Source organism: Pseudorhodobacter ferrugineus DSM 5888, assembly GCF_000420745.1.
Lineage (GTDB): Bacteria > Pseudomonadota > Alphaproteobacteria > Rhodobacterales > Rhodobacteraceae > Pseudorhodobacter > Pseudorhodobacter ferrugineus.
Window position 1 is genome coordinate 1 of the sequence record NZ_ATVN01000010.1, and the last position, 22,460, is coordinate 22,460.

Below are 22,460 nucleotides of genomic sequence, written 5' to 3' on the forward strand. Positions count from 1 at the left end.
GCCAAATGCAGAATGGCTGCTTGCAGATCGAGGCTATGATGCCGACTGGTTCCGCGAAGCCTTGTCAGAAAGGGGTACAAGGCCCTGTATCCTAGGTCGCAAATCACGCAACAAGACCATTCGATACGACAAGCGCCGTTACAAACGCCGCAACCGCATCGAAAGAATGTTTGGCAGGCTCAAAGATTGGCGACGCGTCGCAACCCGCTATGACCGCTGTCCAAAGGTATTCCTGTCAGCAATTGCACTCGCTGCAACCGTCATATTCTGGTTATGAGTCCTGAACCTAAGATGGCAACCATTCGCAAACGGACGCTACGCGGGGGGGCGATTGCGTCTTACATCTGTGGCGCTTGTCCGATACTGCGGCGTTTGGCCTTGCGCGATATGCGTTGCCGTTTCACCCCCAGAAAAGGCAAGCCCATGCGTGTTTCGATCCGTGTTGATATTGAGTATCAGATCACAGCCGATCAGCCGATCTTGCTGACGCTGGAGGCGGCGCAGACCGAGGGGCAGGTGGTTGTGGATAGCTTGCTGGAGATTGACCATGCCCGTTTGCAGCGGATGGCGGGCGAGGGCGGGGTTGGCGCGCGGGTTTGGGCCTTTGTGACGGGCGAGCGGTTTGTGCTGCGGTATGGGGCCACGGTGGATGTGGCGCGCGCGGAGGTGGACCTGAACCTGTTGGCCGCGGACCCGATGCATGGGCTGCCGCCCGAGGTTTTGACCTATCTGCGCCCGTCACGCTATTGCCAATCGGACCTGTTCACCGAATTTGTGGCGGTGCAGTTCGGGCATTTGGCGGGCGGGGCCAAGGTTGCGGCGATTTTGGATTGGGTCGCCTATGGGATCGCCTATGTCGGGGGCAGTTCATCGTCGACCACTACGGCGATTGATACGTTTAACGCGGGGCAGGGTGTGTGCCGCGATTTTGCGCATTTGGTGTGTAGTCTGGCGCGGGCGGCGGGGATTCCGGCGCGGTATGTGTCGGTGTATGGGGCGGAGGTGAACCCGCCCGATTTTCATGCCGTGGTGCAGGTGTGGCTGGGCGGCGCGTGGCACCTGATTGATGCGACGCGGATGAGCCATGCCGATGGGTTGGTGATTATCGGGGTCGGGCGCGATGCGGGGGATGTGGCATTCATGGAGGCCGAGCAGCCGGTGCAGCCTGTGCGCATTGAGGTGAGCGTGCGGCGGGCCTGAGGTTGCGCTTGCAATTAGCGGGGGGGAGGGCTATATCACCAATAACAGCTGTTTCAGGGTCCAAACCTGAAGCTACCGGAACCTGACGCGGGCCTGTTGGCCCGTTTTTTGTTTTGGGATACCTTTTGCGAATGGATGCGCCCGATGTCTGACCTGATTGCCAAAACCGCGATTGACCGTCGCCTTGCCGAGATTGTGACCCCAGCCATTGAGGATTTGGGGTTTGAATTGGTGCGTATCCGGTTGATGAGCGGCAAGTTGAAGATTTTGCAGATCATGGCGGACCGCCCCGAAGGCGGGATTATCGTTGAGGATTGCGCGACAATTTCGACAGCCGTGTCGGCGATTTTGGATGTCGAGGACCCGATTGAGGATAACTATACGCTTGAGGTGTCCAGCCCCGGGATTGACCGCCCGCTGACGCGGTTGAAGGATTTCGACATGTGGGCCGATTATGAGGCGCGGATCGAGACGACCGAGTTGATTGATGGCCGCCGCCGTTTCAAAGGCATTTTGCGCGGGATCGAGGGCAATGAGGTGTTGATCGAGCTTGATGATGGCAAAGAGCCTGTGACCATCGGGTTGGAGTTTGAATGGCTTTCGGATGCCAAGCTGGTTTTGACCGATGATCTGATCGCGGAAATGCTGCGCCAGAAAAAGGCGAGCGGCAATTATGACGCGAATGATTTTGACGAGATTGAAGAATCCGAAGGGGACGAGGCTGATGTGGCCGATGAGACCCCTGTAACGAAACACTGACGGCAACAGCCGACCTTCGGGAGAGAGACTATGGCGATTACCTCTGCAAACCAGCTTGAACTGTTGCAAACGGCCGAAGCCGTTGCGCGCGAGAAGATGATTGACCCTGATCTGGTCATTCAGGCGATGGAAGAATCGCTCGCCCGTGCCGCAAAGTCCCGTTACGGGGCCGAGTTGGATATTCGCGTGGCGATTGACCGCCGCACGGGCCGCGCGACGTTTACGCGGGTGCGCACGGTTGTGGCGGATGACGAGGTTGAAAACTATCAGTCCCAGATGAACGTCAAGGATGCCAAGGCGCATTTGGCGGACCCGCAGATCGGTGATCTGATTGTGGATGAGGTTCCGCCTGTTGATCTGGGCCGGATCGCGGCGCAATCGGCCAAGCAGGTTATCTTGCAAAAGGTACGTGAGGCTGAGCGTGACCGCCAGTATGAAGAATTCAAAGACCGCAAGGGCACGATCATCAACGGTCAGGTCAAGCGTGAGGAATATGGCAATATCATCGTGGATATTGGCCGTGGCGAAGCGATTCTGCGCCGGAACGAAAAGATCGGCCGCGAATCCTATCGCCCGAACGACCGTATCCGTTGCTACATCAAGGATGTGCGCCGTGAGGCCCGTGGCCCGCAGGTGTTCCTGTCGCGCACCGATCCGCAGTTCATGGCCGAATTGTTCAAGATGGAAGTGCCAGAGATTTACGACAATATCATCGAGATCAAGGCCGTTGCCCGTGATCCGGGGTCGCGTGCCAAGATTGCAGTGATTTCCTATGACAACTCCATCGACCCTGTGGGGGCTTGCGTTGGTATGCGCGGCAGCCGTGTGCAGGCCGTTGTGAACGAATTGCAGGGCGAAAAGATCGACATCATTCCGTGGAATGAAGATCAGGCGACGTTCCTTGTGAACGCGTTGCAGCCAGCCGAAGTCAGTAAAGTTGTGATCGACGAAGAGGCCGGCAAGATCGAAGTGGTTGTGCCGGATGAGCAGTTGTCGCTGGCAATTGGTCGTCGTGGTCAGAACGTGCGGTTGGCCAGCCAGTTGACCGGTTTGGACATTGATATCGTGACCGAGACCGACGAATCGGCCCGCCGCCAAGCAGAGTTTGCCGAGCGGACCGGCCTGTTCATGGAAACTTTGGACATCGACGAAATGATGGCGCAACTGCTGGTCGCCGAAGGCTTTGTCACCTTGGAAGAGGTGGCCTATGTTGAGACCGACGAATTGCTGTCGATTGACGGGTTTGATGAAGGGACGGCGGGCGAGTTGCAGACACGTGCGCGGGAATACCTTGAAGCCGCCAATACCAAAGCGATGGAGGCTGCAAAGGCCCTTGGCGTTGAGGAAAGTCTGATTAACTTTGAAGGGCTTACCCCGCAAATGCTGGAAGCCTTGGCGAATGATGGCATCAAGACGCTGGAAGATTTCGCGACCTGCGCCGACTGGGAACTGGCCGGTGGCTGGACCACAGAAAAAGGTGTGCGCGTCAAGGATGAAGGTGTGCTGGAAAAGTTTGACGTAAGTCTGGAAGAGGCGCAAAATCTGGTTATGACCGCGCGGGTCATGCTGGGTTGGGTTGACCCGACCGAGTTGGAAGGCGCAGACGATGCCGATGACGAGGCTGACGCCGAGGAGGAAGAGGCCTAAGGGCCTCTGACCGATATGGCGCGCGGGGGTCGGGATAAAGACCGTGAGGATGGGCCGGAGCGCCGGTGCATCGTTACGGGCGAGAACCAACCCAAAGCGGGGTTGATCCGCTTTGTGGTGGGGCCGGACGCGCAGGTGGTGCCGGATATTTTGGGCCGCTTGCCCGGGCGGGGGATTTATGTCGCGGCTGACCGTGATGCGATTGCCAAAGCCGCGGCCAAGGGGTTGTTTTCTCGCGCGGCCAAGCAGGTGGTTAAGGCACCCGACGGGCTGGCCGAAATGGTAGAGGCCCTTTTGGCGCGGCGTGTCATTGAATTGTTAAGCCTTGCACGCAAAGCAGGGCAGGCCGTGACGGGCTATGAGAAAGTTAAGGACTGGTTGGTGAAGGGGCAAGCGATTGCCTTGGTGCAAGCCAGCGACGGGTCGGAACGCGGTAAATCAAAGCTGCGGCCGCCCGAACGCAAGAACGGGTTTATCGGCTGTTTGTCGTCTCAGGAAATGGGTTTGGCATTCGGGCGCGAACATGCGATACACGCGGCGCTTGCCGCTGGTGGACTCGGTCTTCGTGTTGTAGAGGAAGCGGCAAGGCTCGCGGGTTTCCGTGAACAAGCAGGCGGGAATCCCGCCGATGAGGATAGACAAGACGCATGAGCGATACAGACGGTAAAAAACCCCTCGGCCTTGGTGGCACCCCCCGTTCGGGTCAGGTGAAGCAAAGTTTTAGTCATGGCCGCACGAAAAGTGTTGTCGTGGAGACGAAGCGCAAACGCGTTGTCGTACCCGCAAAGCCGGGTGCGCCCGGTGCAGCCCCCGCTGCCGGTGGCAAAACGCATTTGGGCGATCCGTCCAAGCGCCCTGCAGGCATTTCGGATGCAGAGATGGAGCGCCGCCTTGCGGCCTTGCGCGCCGCCAAAGCCCGTGAGGTTGAAGACAACGAGCGCCGCGCCGCCGATGAGTTGCAGCGCGAAGGAGAGCGTGCGCGCAAGCGTGAAGAGATTGAAGTCAAAGAGCGCGAAGACCGCGAGCGCGAAGACGCGCTGAAGGCCCGTGCCGATGAAGAAGCCCGCGTCAAGGCCGAGGCGGAGGCCGATGCCAAGCGTATTGAGGCCGCCAAAGCAGCCCCACGGCCCAAACCTTCGGCAGCAGCGCCCGCTACCACAGCGGTTGACGAGCGTGGCCCGATGGGTGCCAAGCCCGGACTTGCGCCAGCACGCAGCAAAACTGACCGCGACCGCGATAGCCGCGCCGATGATGGGGCGCGTGGCAAAGCCAAGGCCGCCGAAGATAGCCGCCGCACAGGCCGTTTGTCGTTGAACGATGCGCTGGCCGGCGAAGGTGGGCGGACCCGCTCGATGGCCGCGATGAAGCGCAAGCAGGAAAAGGCGCGTCAAAAGGCGCTGGGCCAGCAAGCCCGCCCTGAAAAGCAAGTGCGCGATGTGAAAGTGCCGGAAACCATCGTGGTTTCGGAACTGGCAAACCGTATGGCCGAACGTGCCGCCGATGTTGTGAAAAGCCTGATGAAAATGGGCTTGATGGTCACAATGAACGAGCCGATTGACGCGGATACTGCGGAATTGGTGATCGAAGAGTTCGGCCACAAGATGGTGCGGGTTTCGGATGCCGACGTCGAGCAGGTTATCGAACAGGTTGCTGACGCCGCGAGCGATTTGCTGCCACGCCCGCCGATTGTGACGATCATGGGTCACGTTGACCACGGCAAGACCAGCCTTTTGGATGCGATTCGCAGTGCCAAGGTTGTGTCGGGCGAAGCGGGCGGGATCACGCAGCATATCGGCGCTTATCAGGTGACAACCGATAGTGGCGCGTTGCTGACCTTCCTTGATACCCCCGGCCACGCGGCATTTACGTCGATGCGGGCCCGTGGGGCGCAAGTGACCGATATTGTGGTGCTGGTTGTTGCGGCAGATGATGCCGTGATGCCGCAGACGATTGAAGCGATCAAGCATGCGCAGGCTGCCAAGGTGCCGATGATTGTGGCCATCAACAAGATGGACAAGCATGACGCCAACGCTACAAAAGTGCGCACTGATCTGTTGCAGCACGAAGTGGTGGTCGAGGCGATGTCGGGCGATGTGCAAGACGTTGAACTGTCCGCGAAAACCGGCATGGGCATTGATAAATTGCTGGAAGCCATTGCCTTGCAGGCCGAGATTTTGGAGCTGAAGGCGAACCCGAACCGGGCCGCCGCTGCTGCTGTGATTGAGGCCAAACTGGACGTGGGCCGTGGCCCTGTTGCGACCGTGTTGGTCAGCAACGGTACATTGCGCCGTGGCGATATCTTTGTTGTCGGCGAGCAGTGGGGCAAGGTGCGTGCGCTGATCAACGATCAAGGCGAGCGTGTGGAAGAGGCTGGCCCGTCAACCCCGGTCGAAGTGCTGGGCCTGTCGGGTACGCCGGCTGCGGGTGACGTGCTGAACGTGGTGGAAACCGAAGCGCAGGCGCGCGAAATCGCGACCTATCGTGAAAAAGCCGCCAAAGACAAGCGCGCCGCGATTGGGGCTGCAACGACGCTGGAACAGCTGATGGCGAAAGCCAAGGCTGACAAGGACGTGTCCGAGCTGCCGATTATCGTGAAGGCCGATGTGCAGGGGTCTGCCGAAGCCATCGTTCAGGCGATGGAGAAAATTGGTAATGATGAAGTGCGCGTGCGCGTGCTGCATTACGGCGTAGGTGCTATCACTGATTCGGATGTTGGGCTTGCCGAGGCATCAAACGTGCCGATCATCGGGTTTAACGTGCGGGCCAATGCGTCTGCCCGTCAGTCGGCGAACCAAAAAGGTGTTGAGATCCGTTATTACTCGATCATCTATGATCTGGTGGATGACATTAAGGATGCGGCATCTGGCCTGTTGAAAGCCGAAGTGCGCGAAACCTTTATCGGTTATGCGCAGATCAAAGAGGTGTTCAAGGTGACTGGCATCGGCCAAGTTGCGGGTTGTATCGTTACCGAAGGCGTTGCGCGCCGGTCGGCTGGCGTGCGCTTGCTGCGTGACGATGTGGTGATCCATGAAGGCACGCTGAAGACGCTGAAGCGCTATAAGGACGAAGTGAAAGAGGTCCAGTCCGGGCAGGAATGTGGCATGGCATTTGAACGCTATGAAGACATTCGTCAGGGCGATGTGATCGAGATCTTTGAGCGCGAAGAGGTGGAGCGCCGTTTGGCGTGAGGCTGAAGTGGTTTGCAATCGATCTGTACCAGATTAATTGCAAACTAAAACATGCAGGCCCTTCGTGTTAGGGTGTGATCGCGAGGCAATCAAAAAGGCCGGGCAATTTGCCCGGCCTTTTTGATATGTCGCTGTTTTTCGCGTTTTAGGTTTTCCGCGTTGGCATGACGGGTTTGCCAACAAAATTCTTTTCATCAACGCGGACGATGATATTTCCGTTCGGCAATTGACCAACCTGCAGGCCTTGCACCGAAACACAGCTGCCCAAAGTGATAGTTCGCAACATGCTAATCCCCAAATTAACTACATCTTTATATTAAGTTGAATCTGATCGAAATCCAGCAGCTATTTTGTGAATTAAGGCAATTTTATGGCGTTTTTGAAGCAAAACCGTGCGATTTTCAAAGCCAGTCGCGCAGGATCGGGATTAGGGGCAGATCAGCGGGGGGCATGGGGTAGTTGGACATGTTCTCGGGGCGGACCCAGGCAAGCGATTGCCCTTCGCGGCCGGAAACGATTCCCTGCCATTTGCGGCAGGCGAACAGCGGCATGAGCAGGTGAAAGTCGGGATAGGCGTGGCTGGCAAAGGTGAGCGGGGCCAAGCAGGACGCCCATGTGTCGATCCCGAGTTCCTCTTGCAGCTCTCGGATCAGGGCGGTTTCGGGGGACTCATTGGGTTCGACCTTGCCGCCAGGAAATTCCCACAGGCCTGCCAGGGATTTGCCTTCGGGGCGTTGGGCGAGGAGGACGCGGCCATCGGCGTCGATCAGGGCCACGGCGGAGACGAGGATTATTTTCATGAAGTGCCTTTTGGGCCAGCGCCGGGGGGGCTGTCTGCCCCCCGGACCCCCCGAGGATATTTGAGCCGAAAAGAAAGCGAGGGTTAGGAACGGTAATCTGCGTTGATGTCGATATAGCCGTGGGTCAGGTCGCAGGTCCAGACCGTCTTTTTCGCGCGGCCCATGCCCATATGGACGGCGATCACAAGTTCATCGTTTTTCATATAGGCGGAGGTGGCCTCTTCGGAATATTTCGGGCTGCGCCAGCCTTTTTCAGCGACAAGGATGTCGCCAAAACGGATGGAGAGTTTGTCGCGGTCGGCCTTGGCGCCCGATTTACCGATGGCCATGACAACGCGGCCCCAATTGGCATCTTCGCCAGCAACGGCGGTTTTGACGAGAGGGGAGTTGGCGATGGCCATGGCGGCCAGATGGGCATCGCGGTCGGTGGCGGCACCTGTGATTTGGATTTCGACCAGTTTGGTGGCGCCTTCGCCGTCACGGGTGACCTGTTTGGCGAGATCGAGCATGACGCCATGCAGCGCCTCTTCAAACGCTTTGGCAGTGTCGCCTTTGACGGGGGCGGCTGCGGATTGGCCGGTGGCGCAAAGGAGAAGTGCGTCGGAGGTGGAGGTGTCGCTGTCGACGGTGATGGCGTTGAAGGTGCTGTCCACGTTGCGCGAGAGCATTTTTTGCAAGGCGGCAGGCGTGATTTTGGCATCGGTGAAGATGTAGACCAGCATGGTGGCCATATCCGGGGCGATCATGCCCGAGCCTTTGGCGATGCCCGAGATGTGGATATCGCCGCCGTCACCTTTGATCGTGGCGGATGCGCCTTTGGCGAAGGTGTCGGTTGTCATGATGGCCTGCGCCGCCATATCGACGGCATCGGTTTTCAGGCCTGCGACCAGATCGCCGATCACGGCGGTGATTTTGTCATGCGGCAGGGGTTCACCGATCACGCCGGTTGACGAGGAAAACACACGGGAGGCCGGGAGGCCGAGCGCGGAGGCCACGCCACCGGTAACCGCATCGACCGATTGTTGGCCCAGTTTGCCGGTGAAGGCGTTGGAATTGCCGGAGTTCACGATGATGGCGGCACCAGCGCCTGCGGGCACGCGCATGGCCAGTTTGGCCTGACAATCGAGCACGCAGGCCGCGCGGGTGGTGGATTTGGTGAACACACCCGCAATCGAGGTGCCGGGCGCGAGGCGGACCAGCATGACATCCTTGCGGTTTTTATATTTTATTCCCGCCTCGACCGCCGAAAATTCGGCACCGGCGATGGTGGGGAGGGTTGGAAAGCCGCCTTTGGGGGCGAGGGGGGACACATTTTTGGCAGCCTTGACGGTGTTGATTTGTGCGACCGCTGCGTCTTGGACATTGGTCATCGTGGCCGCAATGCTGGCGCTGGCGTCTTGCACCCGCAATTCAACTTCGGATTTCAGCGCCTTGAGCCGTTTTTTCAGCTTTTTTGCGGCGGCTTTCCAGTCAGTTTTGGCCATTTTGTGCCCCCCTATGAGACGTGATTACTTATCAAGCAATGTGGTTTCGCGCATCAGCGCCGGATCAAAGGCTTCGCCCGGACGCTCTATCTTTGCCGCATCTGTGATGGCTTGGATATGGGCTTCTACAGCCGCTTGTTCGATTTCGCCTGCCAGTTCCTCGCGCATGTCGTCAAGGCTTGGGGCGGCTTTGATGCGGGTTTCGGCCAGTTTGATCAGGTGCCAGCCGAATTGTGTTTCAACCGGGTCCGACACTTTGCTGACCTCCATTGCCACAACGGCATCCTCGAACGGTTTGACCATCATACCTTGGGAAAACCAACCCAGATCGCCGCCGCCTGCTGCCGCGCCATCCGAGGAATGCTGTTTGGCCATATCGGCAAAATCAGCGCCGCCGTCGATCTCGGCTTTGATGGTTTTGGCCTCTTCCTCGGTTTTTACAAGGATATGGGCGGCATTGTATTCTTTGGTTTCGGGGGCTGCGGCAAATTTGGCGTCATAGGCCGCTTGGAGCGCGGCATCGGTGACAGCACCTGTGGCCACGCTTTGCAGCGCTACGCCGGACAGGTATCCACGGCGGTCATTTTCCATCGCCAATGTGTCACGCTTGGCGATCGTTCCTTCGACACTTTGCGACAGGGCGGCTTGTTGGATAAGCTGGTTCAGGATGCCTTTGTACAGCACATCATCGGGCAGATTTTGGTATTGTGCGGGCAGGTTGGCGCGCAGCACGATCAAGTGACCCAGCGTGATGACCTGACCATTCACGGTTGCGACAACGGCATCCGCGCCACCTTCGGGGATGGTGGGGGCAGGTTTTTCTGCTGTGGTTTCGGGCGCGGCGGCGGCGGGTGCCGTTTCCTGCGCCATAAGGGGGGTCGCCCCAAGGGTTGCCGTAAAGGCGAGGATCGCCGCGAAACTAACCGAATTACCCATCTTTATTGTCCTTAGGCTGAAGCTGCGCGCTTGCGCAACGTTGACTTGGCTTGCTGTGCCGCTTACATCGCGAAGGTCGCGTAAGACTGACCACATGGCTTGCCCCCTATCTAAGGAACGATCGGGGCGCGGGCAAGGGAGGACGCTTGCACGACCCTATCAGGAAACCCTGATATGGCAGGAACGCGCCACGGAGAAAACATGCTGGGTATTGGAACACTTGCCAAAAAGGTCTTTGGAACGCCAAACGACCGCAAGGTGAAATCGGTTCGCCCGCTGGTCGCACAGATCAACGCGCTGGAGCCAGAATTCAAGGCACTGACGGATGACGAGATCAAGGCCAAGACCGAGACTTTGTCGGTGCGCGCGCAAGCGGGCGAGAACCTGGATGCGCTGTTGCCCGAAGCGTTTGCCAATTGCCGAGAGGCCGCGCGCCGTGCGCTGGGGTTGCGGGCGTTTGATGTGCAGCTGAAGGGCGGGATTTTCCTGCACCAAGGCAACATCGCGGAAATGAAGACGGGTGAGGGCAAGACGCTGATGGCGACTTTTCCGGCCTATCTGAACGCGCTGGCCCGCAAGGGCGTGCATATCGTGACGGTCAACGATTATCTGGCCAAACGCGATGCCGAATGGATGAGCAAGGTTTACGGTGCTTTGGGGATGACGACGGGGGTTGTGTACCCCTATCAGCCCGATGATGAAAAGCGCGAGGCGTACCGCGCCGATATTACCTATGCGACCAACAACGAGTTGGGTTTCGACTATTTGCGTGACAATATGAAGTCGAGCATCGAGGATATGTCGCAGCGCGGCCATTTCTATGCGATTGTGGATGAGGTGGACAGCATTCTGATCGACGAGGCGCGGACGCCATTGATCATTTCCGGCCCGTCGACGGACCGGAGCGAGTTGTATACGTCGGTCGATGCGCTGATCCCCGAAATTCTGCCCGAGCATTTCAAGCTGGACGAAAAAACCCGCAACGTAACCTATACCGATGACGGCAACGAGTTTATCGAGCAGCGTTTGCGCACGGCGGGTTTGCTGCCCGACGGGCAAAACCTGTATGATCCCGAAAGCAGCACCTTGGTGCATCACGTCACCCAAGCCTTGAAGGCGCATAAGCTGTTTCACCGCGACCAGCAGTATATGGTGCGCGACGGCGAGGTGATGCTGATTGACGAATTTACCGGCCGTATGATGCGGGGCCGCCGCCTGTCGGACGGGTTGCATCAGGCGATTGAGGCCAAGGAAGGCGTGGCTATCCAGCCCGAGAACATCACGCTGGCATCGGTCACGTTCCAGAACTATTTCCGCCTGTATAATAAATTGGGCGGCATGACCGGCACGGCGAAAACCGAGGCCGAAGAGTTCATGGAAATTTACGGGCTGGGCGTGGTCGAAGTGCCAACCAACCGCCCGATCGCGCGTATTGATGAACACGATCAGGTTTACCGCACCGCAAAGGACAAGTTTGCAGGCGTGGTTGTGTCGATCAAAGAAGCGCATGAAAAGGGTCAGCCTATTCTTGTGGGCACGACCTCGATTGAGAAATCCGAGGCGCTGTCAGAGATGTTGAAGGCCGACGGTGTGCCGCACAATGTGCTGAATGCGCGCCAGCACGAGCAGGAAGCGCAGATTGTGGCCGATGCGGGCAAGTTTGGCGCCGTGACAATTGCGACCAACATGGCGGGCCGTGGGACTGATATTCAGCTGGGCGGCAACGTCGAGATGAAGGTGCTTGAGGCGCTGGCAGCCGACCCCGAAGTCGATCCTGATGCCGTGCGCGCCAAGATTGAAGCCGAGCATGCCGATGAGAAGGCGCGCGTGATTGCCGCTGGCGGTCTGTTCGTTCTGGGCACCGAGCGGCATGAAAGTCGCCGGATTGATAACCAGCTGCGCGGCCGGTCTGGGCGGCAGGGCGATCCGGGGCGGTCTTCGTTCTTTTTGTCGCTGGAAGATGACCTGATGCGGATTTTCGGGTCCGAACGGTTGGATTCGGTGCTGTCCAAGCTGGGCATGAAAGAAGGCGAGGCGATTGTTCACCCTTGGGTCAACAAGTCGTTGGAAAAAGCGCAGGCCAAGGTCGAAGGCCGCAACTTTGACATCCGCAAGCAATTGCTGAAATTTGACGATGTGATGAACGACCAGCGCAAAGCGATTTTCAGCCAGCGGTTGGAAATTATGCAGTCCGAGGATGTGGCCGAGATTGCCGAGGATATGCGCCATCAGGTGGTCGAGGATTTGGTCGATTTCTATCTGCCCGTAAAATCCTATGCGGACCAGTGGGACACCGATGGCTTGCACGCCGCTGTGGTTGAAAAGCTGGCGATGGACCTGCCGATTGGAGCTTGGGCCAAGGAAGAAGGCGTTGACCACGAGGTAATGCGCGAGCGGATTTGTGAAGCGTCTGACACCAAGATGGCCGAAAAGCTGGAAGCCTTTGGCCCCGAGACCATGCGCAACATCGAAAAGCAGGTTTTGTTGCAGACGATTGATGCCAAATGGCGCGAGCATTTGCTGACGCTGGAACATCTGCGGTCGGTCGTGGGGTTCCGCGGTTATGCACAACGTGACCCGCTGTCGGAATACAAGACCGAGGGGTTCGGGCTGTTTGAATCGCTTTTGAACTCGTTGCGTCAAGACGTGACCTTGCGTCTGTCGCAGGTGCGTCCGCTGACCGAAGCAGAACAAAAAACGGCGATGGAGCAGTATCTGGCCCAACAACGCGCGGCGAGCGGTGAGGTACAGGTTGCCGCTGCCGAGCCGGAAGCTGAAGCAGCAGCAACAGGCGGATTTGACGAGAACAACCCTGCAAGCTGGGATTCTACGGGACGCAATGAACCTTGCCCCTGCGGGTCGGGCAACAAGTTCAAACATTGCCACGGACGAATCGCCTGATTTTTCTGACGTGACTACAGACTTGAAAGCGGGGGCTTGAAGCGGCCCCCGTTTTTGTTTTGTAGCCCGCTTTGCCCTTGTTTGCGGCGAGTCTAAGGCAGGCCTGCCCGATTTGCTGGAAACATTCCTTAGTCTTGCCATCGCCGCGCCTTGCTTGCCGCCTAAGCGTTAGCGGATAGCCAAGCCCCATAGGAGGCACGTGATGGAATTGAAACGCAAATTGGCGATGGTCGCCGCAACCGTGGCCGTAGCGCTTGGCGCAGGCCATGTGATGCAAAATGGCCTGAATGTGAAGCAAGGCCGCGTGGCAAGTGCAGATGTGGCGGCACCGGCAGCTCTTGAAAAACCCAAATCGATTACGCCGTTGGCTGCCGGATTGGGCACGTCAACGGCACCTGTGACCAGCGCACTCTTGGCCACGAATGAACCCGCGGCCCCTATTCTGCCAGATGTGGCCTTTGCGCCGACGCCGTTGGAACAACCGATGGAACAAACCAATGCGCCGGTCGTTTTGCCAGACACGCTGGCCTTGCCGGAGACGTCGGCCTTGCCAGATACAACCGCGCAAACAGCCGAGGCAGCATGCCCTGCCACGCTGGACGTGATCGCAAGTGACCGCGCCACGCTTGACCTGACCTTGATTGCCCCATGCCGTGCGTCGGAACGGGTGGTTCTGCGCCATGCCGGATTGGCCGTGACGGGTATGACCTCGGCCAGCGGAATGCTGTTCCTGAGCCTGCCCGGACTGGAGGCGAGCGGCGAGGTTTCGGCCTTGTTCGCGGATGGAGTGGAGCTGAACGCTGCCGAAGCGATGGCGGATATGCCGATGTATCGGCGGTTTGCGGTGCAATGGATGGCCGACGACGCCTTTCAGATCAACGCATTCGAAGATGGCGCGGCTTACGGTGACGAAGGCCATGTCTATGCCGCCAACCCGCAACGCCGTTTGCCCAATATTCCGACCAAGGGCGGCTACATGACCCTGCTTGGCGACCGGACGGCACCCCTGCCGATGTTGGCCGAGGTATATACCTTTCCGATGGAACAGACTGCCAAGGTAGACTTGACCATTGAGGCCAGCGTGACCGATGCCACCTGCGACCGCGAATTGCTGGGCGAAGTGTTGCTGAGTGAGGGCGGAACAGTGGTAAAAACCGATTTAACCATGGCGACGCCAACTTGTGATGCGATTGGTGACGTTCTGGTGTTGAACAATCCGCTTCCTGACATGAAACTGGCCGCAGCGAACTGATATCGCACGCGGGGTTTTATGCGGCTGATTTACAGGGGCGCTGCGATTTTCGCGGCGCTCTTTCTTGCACAGCAAGGGGTGGCACAAGATGTCACGCTGACCGCCCGTGATGGGGGGCTGGCGCTGAACGGCCAATTGATCAGCTATGACGGTGAATTTTATCGCATTGAAACGGGCTATGGCGGGCTGACGGTGGATGCGGAAGGGGTGATTTGTGAGGGTCCGGCCTGCCCCGACCTGACCGCACCCTTGGCGATGATCACGGTTGTCGGGCCCTCGGGGCCAGCCGAGCGGGTCTTGCCTGCGCTGTTTGCAGGGTTCGCGGCGTCGCGGGGGCTTGTGTATGTTGCGGGCGATGTGGCCGAGATTTTGGCACCCGACCCGGGCCAACCCTTGGCGCGGATATCGTTTCAGCCGATGGATGCAGATGCCGCGATGACAGCGGTTCTGGCACGTAGAGCCGCCCTCACAATCGGGTTTTCGGCCCCTGCGGGGTTGCGCAGCCGCGCCTTGGCGCTTGAGGTGCTGATCCCGATAGTTGCGGCCGAGAACCGCTTTCCGGCGATTTCCAGCTCCGATTTATCGGCGGCTTTGACCGGTGCAGTCACAAATTGGCAGGCGATCGGCGGCCCCGATATGCCGATCGTTGTGCACGGGTTGACCGAAGATGCAGCGCTGGCCCCCGCCATTCGCGCACGGGTGGGGGGGCTGGCGGCCGGTCCGCGCCACCCCACGCCCAAGGCCCTTGCCGCCGCCGTGGCGCGCGATCCTTGGGCGATTGCGCTGATTGGGCAATCCGAACACGGGGCCGCACGGGCCTTGCCCTTGACCGATGCTTGCGGCTTTCCTTTGCAGGCCACACCGCTTGCGGTCAAGGCCGAGGATTACCCCCTGACCGCGCCCTTGTTTTTGGCCACAGCGCGCCACCGCCAACCCCTGCTGATCCGCGAATTTCTGGAATATCTTGCAACCGATACGGCCCAAGCGGTCGTCGCCGCTGCGGGCTTTATTGATCGTCGCTTGGGCGCAGCGCCACTGACCGAGGATGGCGCGCGGCTGCTGGGGGCAATTCGAAACGCAGGACCCGAGGTGCCGCTGGCCGATTTGCAACGGCTTGCGGCGGCGATGACGGGCGGGCAACGCCTGTCGCTGACGTTCCGGTTCCAAGACGGGTCGGCGCAGCTGGACGCGCATTCCCGCGACAACCTTGCCGATCTTGCCCGCCAAATTGCGGCGGGGCGGTTTGATGGTGAAAATCTGATGCTTGCAGGCTTTTCCGATGGCACGGGGGTGGCGGCGGTGAATTTCGCCTTGTCCAAAAGCCGCGCCGAAGCGGTGCGCAGCGCACTGCGCAATGCGGCTCCAGATTTAACAGCGGCGCAAATGCCAGCGGTCGAGGCGTTCGGCGAGGCGCTGCCGATGGCCTGCGACACCACCGCCATAGGCCGCCAAATCAACCGACGTGTTGAACTTTGGTCCCACCCCGCGCGGGATGCGGAACCCTAAAGATAACCTTCTGCGCGAAAACTCAGCTCCCGCTCTTTTCCAATGATCAGATGGTCATGCAAGGTGATCCCCAATACCTGTGCCGCATCCTGTATCTGGCCGGTCATCGTGATGTCTGCTTCCGACGGGGTCGGGTCGCCTGACGGATGGTTATGGACCAAAATCAACGCACTGGCATTCAGCTCCAACGCCCGTTTGACCACCTCGCGCGGATACACCGGCACATGGTCTACCGTGCCGCGCGCCTGCTGTTCATCGGCGATCAGCACATTCTTGCGGTCCAGAAACAGAATGCGAAACTGTTCCGTTTCACCATGCGCCATGGCCGTATGGCAATAATCCAGCAGCGCATCCCAGGATGACAAAACCGCGCGGTTCATCACACGCGCCCGCATCATGCGCTGGGCCGAGGCCTCGACAATCTTCAATTCCTGCACCACGGCATCACCCACGCCCTGCACCGATACCAACCGCGCAGGGGGGGCCGTCACAACGCGGTTAAAGTCACCAAAGGTATCCAGCAACCTCCGCGCAAGGGGCTTTACATCCTGCCGCGGGATGGCGCGAAACAAGACCAGCTCCAACAGCTCGTAATCCGGCATCGCCGCCGCCCCGCCCTCCATAAACCGTGCCCGCAACCGCTTGCGATGATCGGCGATATAGGATGGCAGTTTGCCCGACGGCCCCGCCACAGGCACAACCTCATCCATCTCGGCAAACAGCGGCATGGCAGCTTCATGAAAGGCGTTGCTTTGGCTCATACCAACAAGCTGACACAGCCTTGGTAAAGGAAGCGTTAATCAAACCTGACCTGGGGCTTCATCTTTGGAAAAATACTCAAACGCTGCTGCCCGGTGCAAGGCATCACAAGCAAAAGACCCGTCAGGGCCACAGGCGGGGGTTCGATGCCCCCAGCTGTGGCAGCCCCTTAGCCCTTCATCCCGTCCCAAAAAGTTTTCACCTTGGAAAAGAAACTGTGCCCTTCGGGGTTGTTGTCCTCGGACAGCTTTTCAAACTCGCGCAGCAACTCTTTTTGCTTGGTGGTCAGGTTCACCGGCGTTTCCACCGCCAGTTCGATCAGCATATCGCCAACCCCGCCCCCGCGCAGCGCGGGCATGCCCTTGGACCGCAGACGCATTTGTTTGCCGGTTTGGCTGCCACCAGGCACTTTCACGCGGCTTTTGCCACCGTCAATCGTCGGGACTTCGACCTCACCACCAAGGGCGGCGGTCGCCATCGTCACCGGCACGCGGCAAAACAGATGCGCGCCTTCGCGTTGGAAAATCGCGTGTTCGCGCACCTCGATAAAGATGTACAAATCGCCCGATGGCCCGCCGCGCAAGCCCGCCTCGCCTTCGCTGGCCAGCCGGATACGGGTGCCCGTTTCGACGCCCGCCGGAATGTTGACCGACAGCGCCCGTTCTTGTTCCACACGCCCCGCGCCACCGCATTTCTTACAAGGGTTCTTGATCGTCTGGCCCATGCCGTTACAGGTAGGGCAGGTGCGTTCGACGGTAAAGAAACCCTGCTGCGCCCGTACCTTACCCATGCCTGAACAGGTCGGGCAGGTCACAGGTTCGGCGCCGCCTTCGGCACCAGACCCGCGGCAGGGTTCGCATGCCACGGATGCTGGCACGTTGATGGTTTTCTGGATGCCCGAATAGGCCTCTTCCAGCGACACGCGCAGGTTATAACGCAGGTCAGACCCGCGTTGCGCGCGCGAACGGCCGCCGCCACCGCGTTGGCCACCCATAAAGTCGCCGAACAAATCCTCGAACACATCGGAAAAGGCCGACGCAAAATCGCCTTGTCCGCCACCACCCTGACCACCACGCGGCCCGCCCATGCCACCTTCAAAGGCGGCGTGGCCGTAACGGTCATAGGCCGCCTTTTTATCGGCGTCCTTCAAGACGTCATAGGCCTCATTAATCTCTTTGAACTGCTCTTCGGCCTTGGGGTTGTCCGAATTGCGGTCGGGGTGCAGCTCTTTGGCTTTGGTGCGGTACGCTTTTTTCAGCTCTTCCGCCGAAGCGCCGCGTGCGGCCCCGAGCAGCTCGTAATAATCACGTTTTGCCATGGCAAACCTCTGCTCTTTGAACGGCAGAGGGGCGGCCCGATACTCAAGGCCGCCCCGTCTGTCGTTCCCGCGGTGTTACTTCCGCTTTTTCTCGCCCAGATCTTCAAAGTCGGCATCAACGATATCATCGTCAACCGACCGCGCCTCATCAGGCTCTTCGCCCGACTCGGCCTCTTGGCTGGCCTTGTAGATCGCTTCGCCCAGCTTCATCGCGGCTTCGGTCAGGTTCTGGATCGCGCCTTTGATCTTGCTGGAATCGTCGCCTTTCAGCGCCTCTTCCAACGGCTGCATCGCGAATTCGATGGCCTCTACGGTGGATGGGTCCACCTTGTCGCCATGTTCGTCCAACGATTTGCGGGTGGAATGCAGCAGGCTTTCGGCCTGATTGCGGGTTTCCACCAGCGCGCGGCGCTCTTTGTCGGCCTCGGCATTTTCCTCGGCGTCTTTCACCATCTTCTGGATATCCTCGTCGGACAACCCGCCCGAGGCTTGGATGGTGATGTTCTGCGCTTTGCCAGTGCCTTTGTCGCGGGCGCCTACGGACACGATACCGTTTGCGTCAATGTCAAAGGTCACTTCGATTTGCGGCATACCGCGTGGCGCGGGCGGAATGTCTTCAAGGTTGAACTGACCCAGAACCTTGTTATCCGCTGCCATTTCACGTTCGCCTTGGAACACGCGGATCGTCACGGCGTTCTGGTTATCTTCGGCGGTCGAAAAGACTTGGGACTTTTTGGTCGGGATCGTGGTGTTGCGGTCGATCAGGCGGGTGAACACGCCGCCAAGGGTTTCAATACCCAAGGACAGCGGGGTCACGTCCAGCAGAACAACGTCCTTAACGTCGCCTTGCAAAACGCCGGCCTGAATGGCGGCACCAAGCGCCACAACCTCATCAGGGTTCACACCCTTGTGGGGCTCTTTGCCAAAGAATTTGGTCACTTCTTCCACAACGCGCGGCATGCGGGTCATACCGCCAACCAGCACCACTTCGTCGATGTCGGATGTGGACAGGCCCGCATCTTTCAACGCGGCTTGGCATGGCTTGATCGACGCTTTGATCAGATCGCCAACCAGCGATTCCAATTTTGCGCGGGTCAGTTTCATAACCATGTGCAGCGGTGTGCCAGATGTGCCCATCGAGATGAACGGCTGGTTGATTTCGGTCTGTTGGCTGGACGACAGTTCGATCTTGGCCTTTTCAGCGGCTTCTTTCAAACGCTGCAACGCCATTTTGTCTTGGGTCAGGTCAACGCCATGCTCTTTCTTGAACTCATCCGCGAGGTAGTTCACGATCCGCATGTCGAAGTCTTCGCCACCAAGGAAGGTGTCGCCGTTGGTGGATTTCACCTCGAACAGACCATCGTCGATTTCCAGAATGGTCACGTCGAACGTACCGCCACCAAGGTCATAGACCGCAATCGTGCGAGCCTCTTTTTTATCCAAACCATAGGCCAATGCCGCAGCCGTTGGTTCGTTGATGATACGCAGCACTTCAAGACCGGCAATTTTGCCGGCGTCTTTGGTGGCCTGACGCTGGGCGTCGTTAAAGTAGGCCGGAACGGTGATAACCGCTTGGGTCACTTCTTCGCCAAGATAGCTCTCGGCGGTTTCTTTCATTTTGCCCAGAATAAAGGCAGAGATCTGGCTGGGCGAATATTTTTCTCCGCGGACTTTCACCCACGCATCGCCATTGCCGCCGTCTACCAATTCGTAGGGCAGGTTTTTCTTGTCTTTGGCAATGTGGCTGTCGTTGATCGGACGGCCGATCAAACGCTTTACCGCAAAGACGGTGTTCGATGGGTTGGTCACAGCCTGACGTTTGGCGGGCTGGCCGACCAGACGTTCTGTTTCTGTGAAACCAACGATAGACGGCGTTGTGCGCGCGCCTTCTGCGTTTTCAATGACTCGGGGTTGCGAACCATCCATGATAGCTACGCAGGAGTTGGTCGTCCCGAGGTCGATCCCGATGACTTTGGCCATGATAAATACCTCTTCATATGCGGCGATGTTATGGCGATCAGGCCCGTTATGGCCCCTGATCCCCGATCCCAGTTGTAGACGGCTAGGCACGGCCGCCTTTTCCGGCTACCGAGCGTATATAGGGGCCACATTGGACCCCTGCAAGCACCTGTGACCTTGGTTTTTCATCTCAATTGCCGGAAATTGCGACGGGTTTGTTAGGGAACGGTTGGTTTTCACCGCGTTGGGCGGTTATTCCCAACCGTAATTAAAGCTGATGCTGATGCGGTCATCCTCGGCCATGTTCATCGGCACCTCGTGGCGCAACCAGCTTTCCCACAGCAAAATGTCGCCCGGCGCAGGTTTGGCATAGATGAACGTGCGCAAGTTTTCGGGGGCGTCCTTTTTGCGGGCAGGGGCGGCCATCATCATGGCCAAGCGCGGATCTTCCAGTTTCAGGGCACCTGCGCCGGTGGGAACCGAGACGTAAGTGGTGCCGGAAATGACGCTGTGCGGATGGATATGCGAGGAATGCGTGCCGCCTTGGGGCAGGATGTTGATCCAGATGGAATCGAGTTTCAGCTTTTTGCCATCAAGGTCAAAGGCAAGATCGGCGGCAAAGGCCATGACATGTTTGTCGATGACTTTGACAAGGTCTTTGAACGTGGGGTCGCGCCATGCCAGATCGGCGAGCGAGGCGTAGGAGGTATAGCCCGGAAACTGGTTTTCCTCGCACCAATCCTGCCCTGCGGTGTCATCTTCGGCGATGGCAAGGCAGGTGTCCTCCAGCGTTTCGGGCGTGGGGGCGCGGCCCAGTTCGGACAGGGCAGCGCGGTAGAAGCGGGTGACGAACAGGCTGTCGATTTGGGGCATGTCAGGCTCCTTGACGTTGTGGCAGTTCCGACACCAGCATTTGCGCGGCCGCGCGCGGGTCGGCATGTTGCCAGATCGGGCGGCCCACGACTATATGGTCGGCCCCTGCGGCAATGGCGTTGGCGGGGGTGGCGATGCGTTTTTGGTCATCGGAGGGCGAGCCTGTGGGGCGCACGCCGGGGGTAACGATCAGGCGGCCATTCGCGATAGGCAACGCGCGGATCAATGCGGCCTCATGCGGGCTGGCGATGACACCATCGGCCCCCGCCTCGAGCGCGTTGTTGGCGCGTTCAAGGGTGATTTGGGCAAGATCGCCCGGTTTTATCAGGTTGGCATCCAGATCGGCGCGGTCCAGTGATGTCAGGACGGTAACGCCAAGGATTTTAAGGTTGGTGCCAGCGGCCCCTTGTTTGGCCGCGCGAACGACTTGCGGGTCGCCGTGGACGGTTAGGAAATCAAGATCATATTGGGCAATACCGCGCACGGCAGCCTCGATCGTGGCGCCAATGTCAAAGAATTTCATATCCAGAAAAATGCGCTTGCCGTGTTCTTGTTTCAGGTCGATCGCAAGGGCCAAACCGCCGCCCGTCAGCATGCCCAGACCGATTTTGTAAAAGGACACCGCGTCACCGATACGGTCGGTCAAGGCCTGCCCCTGCACGATATTCGGCACATCCAGCGCCACGATCAAACGGTCATCGGCCATATCCATCCCCTAACTTGCGTGAAACCGCTGCGTGATGGGCGCATTTCGCGGGCCTGTCAAGCACGGCACATTGACTTGGGGCACTGGGAAGGATTCAATCGCTACAAAAGTAAAAATGAGGCCGAGCATGAAGATTAACCTAGAGTTTGAAAGGCCCGAGGATGGCCCAATGTCTGGCCCCGTCACGGTGGGTTGGTTTTTGGCCAAGGACAAAGGCGCGGTTTTATACGACCCGCCGGAACGATTGATCGTGCGGCAAACCAGCAAGACCCATGCCAAATCGGCCAGCCGCTGCCCTGCGGTCATTCAGATGGAAAGCCGCTATTTCGTGGTGAAATGTCCGTTTGATTTGCACATCGGCTTTGGCCGCGATGACAAGGGCAAGGCGCATTTGATAAATCGGGCAGGGGCGGCGTCGCCTATCCGGTCGAACAAGATTTCCGAGGTCATGGTGTTGGTGAATGAGGCCGAATGGCGCTTTCCCGACCGGCCCACAGTGCAGTTGATGCTGCCCTACTGCTTTATCTCGGATGAGACGGTATATATGACGCAGCTGGGCACATTCGCGCATTACCGCCCTGACCCGCTGCCCGGCACAATTTTTGGCGGGCGATTCCCGATCAACCTGTGGCCGCGCCCCTTGATGTGGGCGTTTGAATGGCATGACCCGACCAAGGACCTGATTTTGCGCCGTGGCGAGCCGCTGTTTTATTGCCAGTTTGAGGCGAACGGCCCCGACCGGCCCGTGCAAATGGTCGAAGCGGAACGGACCGAGGCGCTGGAGGCCTATATGGAAAAGGTTTCGGGGGCCGTGAACTATGTGAACCAGACGTTCAGCCTGTTCAAAGCGGCTGAGGCGATGCGGCCTGCCAAGCTGTTGAAGGCCAAGGAGAAGGGTTAAGTTCGGCGGCTAAGGCCGCAGGATTTGGCGTTCGGCGGCATGCACCAAGCCGCGCACCAGATGCGTGTGCGAAATTGTTGGTGCAGCGGGTAGGGTGACACCAACCCGCAAGGGCACAGGCAGACCGGGGGCGAAAAATTCCACCGCCGCATAATAATGGCGGCGGGCGGCATCATAGACCACATCGGCAATTCTGGTGGCGGTTATAGCCATTGGTCGTATCCTTTCAAGCCAGCAGCCGAATAACCGGCCTGCTTAGGGTAACAACGTA

At 58.8% G+C, this 22,460-nt stretch carries 19 protein-coding genes; 10 read left to right on the forward strand and 9 right to left on the reverse strand.

Annotation, left to right across the window (positions count from 1 at the left end; all coding sequences use genetic code 11):
- The 6 genes from G560_RS20640 to infB all read left to right on the forward strand — a co-directional run.
- The coding region (locus G560_RS20640) for a transposase (RefSeq protein ID WP_155947222.1) at positions 1 to 277 on the forward strand (277 nt) is incomplete at its 5' end.
- 146 nt (positions 278 to 423) lie between these two features.
- Positions 424 to 1,200: a transglutaminase-like domain-containing protein gene (locus G560_RS0110195; protein ID WP_022704209.1), complete on the forward strand. Its 777-nt coding sequence runs from the start codon at positions 424 to 426 to the stop codon at positions 1,198 to 1,200.
- 144 nt (positions 1,201 to 1,344) lie between these two features.
- Positions 1,345 to 1,959, forward strand: a complete 615-nt coding sequence (rimP, locus tag G560_RS0110200) for a ribosome maturation factor RimP (RefSeq protein ID WP_028913961.1) — start codon at positions 1,345 to 1,347, stop codon at positions 1,957 to 1,959.
- A gap of 30 nt (positions 1,960 to 1,989) precedes the next feature.
- The gene (gene nusA / locus G560_RS0110205) at positions 1,990 to 3,606 is read left to right on the forward strand and encodes a transcription termination factor NusA (protein ID WP_022704211.1); all 1,617 of its coding nucleotides are present in this window, start codon (positions 1,990 to 1,992) and stop codon (positions 3,604 to 3,606) included.
- 15 nt (positions 3,607 to 3,621) lie between these two features.
- Positions 3,622 to 4,257, forward strand: coding sequence for an RNA-binding protein (locus G560_RS0110210; protein WP_022704212.1), 636 nt, complete (start codon positions 3,622 to 3,624; stop codon positions 4,255 to 4,257).
- On the forward strand, positions 4,254 to 6,794 hold the full coding sequence (gene infB, locus G560_RS0110215) for a translation initiation factor IF-2 (RefSeq protein WP_022704213.1): 2,541 nt from the start codon (positions 4,254 to 4,256) through the stop codon (positions 6,792 to 6,794). The genes G560_RS0110210 and infB overlap by 4 nt, the downstream gene beginning before the upstream one ends.
- A gap of 401 nt (positions 6,795 to 7,195) precedes the next feature.
- On the opposite strand, the gene G560_RS0110225 is transcribed toward infB, so the two are convergent.
- From G560_RS0110225 to G560_RS19015, 3 genes are all read right to left on the reverse strand, one after another.
- Positions 7,196 to 7,594, reverse strand: a complete 399-nt coding sequence (locus G560_RS0110225; RefSeq protein WP_022704215.1) for a (deoxy)nucleoside triphosphate pyrophosphohydrolase — start codon at positions 7,592 to 7,594, stop codon at positions 7,196 to 7,198.
- An 83-nt stretch (positions 7,595 to 7,677) separates the two neighbouring features.
- Entirely contained in the window at positions 7,678 to 8,964 is a 1,287-nt protein-coding gene (gene argJ, locus G560_RS0110230; protein WP_050525284.1) for a bifunctional glutamate N-acetyltransferase/amino-acid acetyltransferase ArgJ, read from the reverse strand.
- A 138-nt stretch (positions 8,965 to 9,102) separates the two neighbouring features.
- On the reverse strand, positions 9,103 to 10,014 hold the full coding sequence (locus tag G560_RS19015; RefSeq protein WP_022704217.1) for a peptidylprolyl isomerase: 912 nt from the start codon (positions 10,012 to 10,014) through the stop codon (positions 9,103 to 9,105).
- A gap of 201 nt (positions 10,015 to 10,215) precedes the next feature.
- Between G560_RS19015 and secA the strand changes: the two genes are divergently transcribed.
- The 3 genes from secA to G560_RS0110250 all read left to right on the forward strand — a co-directional run bounded on the left by secA (position 10,216) and on the right by G560_RS0110250 (position 15,673).
- The gene (gene secA, locus G560_RS0110240) at positions 10,216 to 12,915 is read left to right on the forward strand and encodes a preprotein translocase subunit SecA (RefSeq protein WP_022704218.1); all 2,700 of its coding nucleotides are present in this window, start codon (positions 10,216 to 10,218) and stop codon (positions 12,913 to 12,915) included.
- 202 nt (positions 12,916 to 13,117) lie between these two features.
- A complete protein-coding gene (locus tag G560_RS20310; protein WP_022704219.1) occupies positions 13,118 to 14,167 on the forward strand; it encodes a hypothetical protein in 1,050 nt (349 codons plus the stop codon).
- An 18-nt stretch (positions 14,168 to 14,185) separates the two neighbouring features.
- Complete coding sequence (locus G560_RS0110250) at positions 14,186 to 15,673, forward strand: phosphate ABC transporter substrate-binding/OmpA family protein (protein ID WP_022704220.1); 1,488 nt, start codon at positions 14,186 to 14,188, stop codon at positions 15,671 to 15,673.
- Here G560_RS0110250 and radC read toward each other — a convergent pair.
- The 5 genes from radC to pyrF form a co-directional block, all read right to left on the reverse strand.
- Positions 15,670 to 16,434, reverse strand: coding sequence for a RadC family protein (gene radC / locus G560_RS0110255; RefSeq protein ID WP_022704221.1), 765 nt, complete (start codon positions 16,432 to 16,434; stop codon positions 15,670 to 15,672). The genes G560_RS0110250 and radC overlap by 4 nt on opposite strands.
- A gap of 167 nt (positions 16,435 to 16,601) precedes the next feature.
- Positions 16,602 to 17,750 (reverse strand): molecular chaperone DnaJ, encoded by a 1,149-nt coding sequence (gene dnaJ / locus G560_RS0110260; RefSeq protein ID WP_022704222.1) that lies wholly within the window; start codon positions 17,748 to 17,750, stop codon positions 16,602 to 16,604.
- A gap of 75 nt (positions 17,751 to 17,825) precedes the next feature.
- Positions 17,826 to 19,730, reverse strand: coding sequence for a molecular chaperone DnaK (gene dnaK / locus G560_RS0110265; protein WP_022704223.1), 1,905 nt, complete (start codon positions 19,728 to 19,730; stop codon positions 17,826 to 17,828).
- Positions 19,731 to 19,961: 231 nt separating this feature from the next.
- Complete coding sequence (locus tag G560_RS0110270) at positions 19,962 to 20,582, reverse strand: TIGR02466 family protein (protein ID WP_022704224.1); 621 nt, start codon at positions 20,580 to 20,582, stop codon at positions 19,962 to 19,964.
- Position 20,583: 1 nt separating this feature from the next.
- The gene (gene pyrF, locus G560_RS0110275; RefSeq protein ID WP_028913962.1) at positions 20,584 to 21,288 is read right to left on the reverse strand and encodes an orotidine-5'-phosphate decarboxylase; all 705 of its coding nucleotides are present in this window, start codon (positions 21,286 to 21,288) and stop codon (positions 20,584 to 20,586) included.
- Positions 21,289 to 21,415: 127 nt separating this feature from the next.
- Between pyrF and G560_RS0110280 the strand changes: the two genes are divergently transcribed.
- The gene (locus tag G560_RS0110280) at positions 21,416 to 22,189 is read left to right on the forward strand and encodes a hypothetical protein (RefSeq protein ID WP_022704226.1); all 774 of its coding nucleotides are present in this window, start codon (positions 21,416 to 21,418) and stop codon (positions 22,187 to 22,189) included.
- Between the two features lie 9 nt (positions 22,190 to 22,198).
- Here G560_RS0110280 and G560_RS0110285 read toward each other — a convergent pair whose 3' ends face one another.
- Positions 22,199 to 22,402: a hypothetical protein gene (locus G560_RS0110285; protein ID WP_022704227.1), complete on the reverse strand. Its 204-nt coding sequence runs from the start codon at positions 22,400 to 22,402 to the stop codon at positions 22,199 to 22,201.
- Between the last annotated feature and the right edge of the window lie 58 nt (positions 22,403 to 22,460).

Bases quoted from the DNA above. Each gene is read 5' to 3' on its own strand.
- secA (WP_022704218.1), top strand. From the start codon at position 10,216: ATGCTGGGTATTGGAACACTTGCCAAAAAGGTCTTTGGAACGCCAAAC.
- G560_RS0110250 (WP_022704220.1), top strand. From the start codon at position 14,186: ATGCGGCTGATTTACAGGGGCGCTGCGATTTTCGCGGCGCTCTTTCTT.
- G560_RS19015 (WP_022704217.1), bottom strand. From the start codon at position 10,014: ATGGGTAATTCGGTTAGTTTCGCGGCGATCCTCGCCTTTACGGCAACC.
- nusA (WP_022704211.1), top strand. From the start codon at position 1,990: ATGGCGATTACCTCTGCAAACCAGCTTGAACTGTTGCAAACGGCCGAA.
- dnaK (WP_022704223.1), bottom strand. From the start codon at position 19,730: ATGGCCAAAGTCATCGGGATCGACCTCGGGACGACCAACTCCTGCGTA.
- rimP (WP_028913961.1), top strand. From the start codon at position 1,345: ATGTCTGACCTGATTGCCAAAACCGCGATTGACCGTCGCCTTGCCGAG.
- radC (WP_022704221.1), bottom strand. From the start codon at position 16,434: ATGAGCCAAAGCAACGCCTTTCATGAAGCTGCCATGCCGCTGTTTGCC.
- G560_RS0110195 (WP_022704209.1), top strand. From the start codon at position 424: ATGCGTGTTTCGATCCGTGTTGATATTGAGTATCAGATCACAGCCGAT.
- pyrF (WP_028913962.1), bottom strand. From the start codon at position 21,288: ATGGCCGATGACCGTTTGATCGTGGCGCTGGATGTGCCGAATATCGTG.
- G560_RS0110285 (WP_022704227.1), bottom strand. From the start codon at position 22,402: ATGGCTATAACCGCCACCAGAATTGCCGATGTGGTCTATGATGCCGCC.
- G560_RS0110225 (WP_022704215.1), bottom strand. From the start codon at position 7,594: ATGAAAATAATCCTCGTCTCCGCCGTGGCCCTGATCGACGCCGATGGC.
- G560_RS20310 (WP_022704219.1), top strand. From the start codon at position 13,118: ATGGAATTGAAACGCAAATTGGCGATGGTCGCCGCAACCGTGGCCGTA.
- infB (WP_022704213.1), top strand. From the start codon at position 4,254: ATGAGCGATACAGACGGTAAAAAACCCCTCGGCCTTGGTGGCACCCCC.
- dnaJ (WP_022704222.1), bottom strand. From the start codon at position 17,750: ATGGCAAAACGTGATTATTACGAGCTGCTCGGGGCCGCACGCGGCGCT.
- G560_RS0110270 (WP_022704224.1), bottom strand. From the start codon at position 20,582: ATGCCCCAAATCGACAGCCTGTTCGTCACCCGCTTCTACCGCGCTGCC.
- argJ (WP_050525284.1), bottom strand. From the start codon at position 8,964: ATGACCAATGTCCAAGACGCAGCGGTCGCACAAATCAACACCGTCAAG.
- G560_RS0110280 (WP_022704226.1), top strand. From the start codon at position 21,416: ATGAAGATTAACCTAGAGTTTGAAAGGCCCGAGGATGGCCCAATGTCT.
- G560_RS0110210 (WP_022704212.1), top strand. From the start codon at position 3,622: ATGGCGCGCGGGGGTCGGGATAAAGACCGTGAGGATGGGCCGGAGCGC.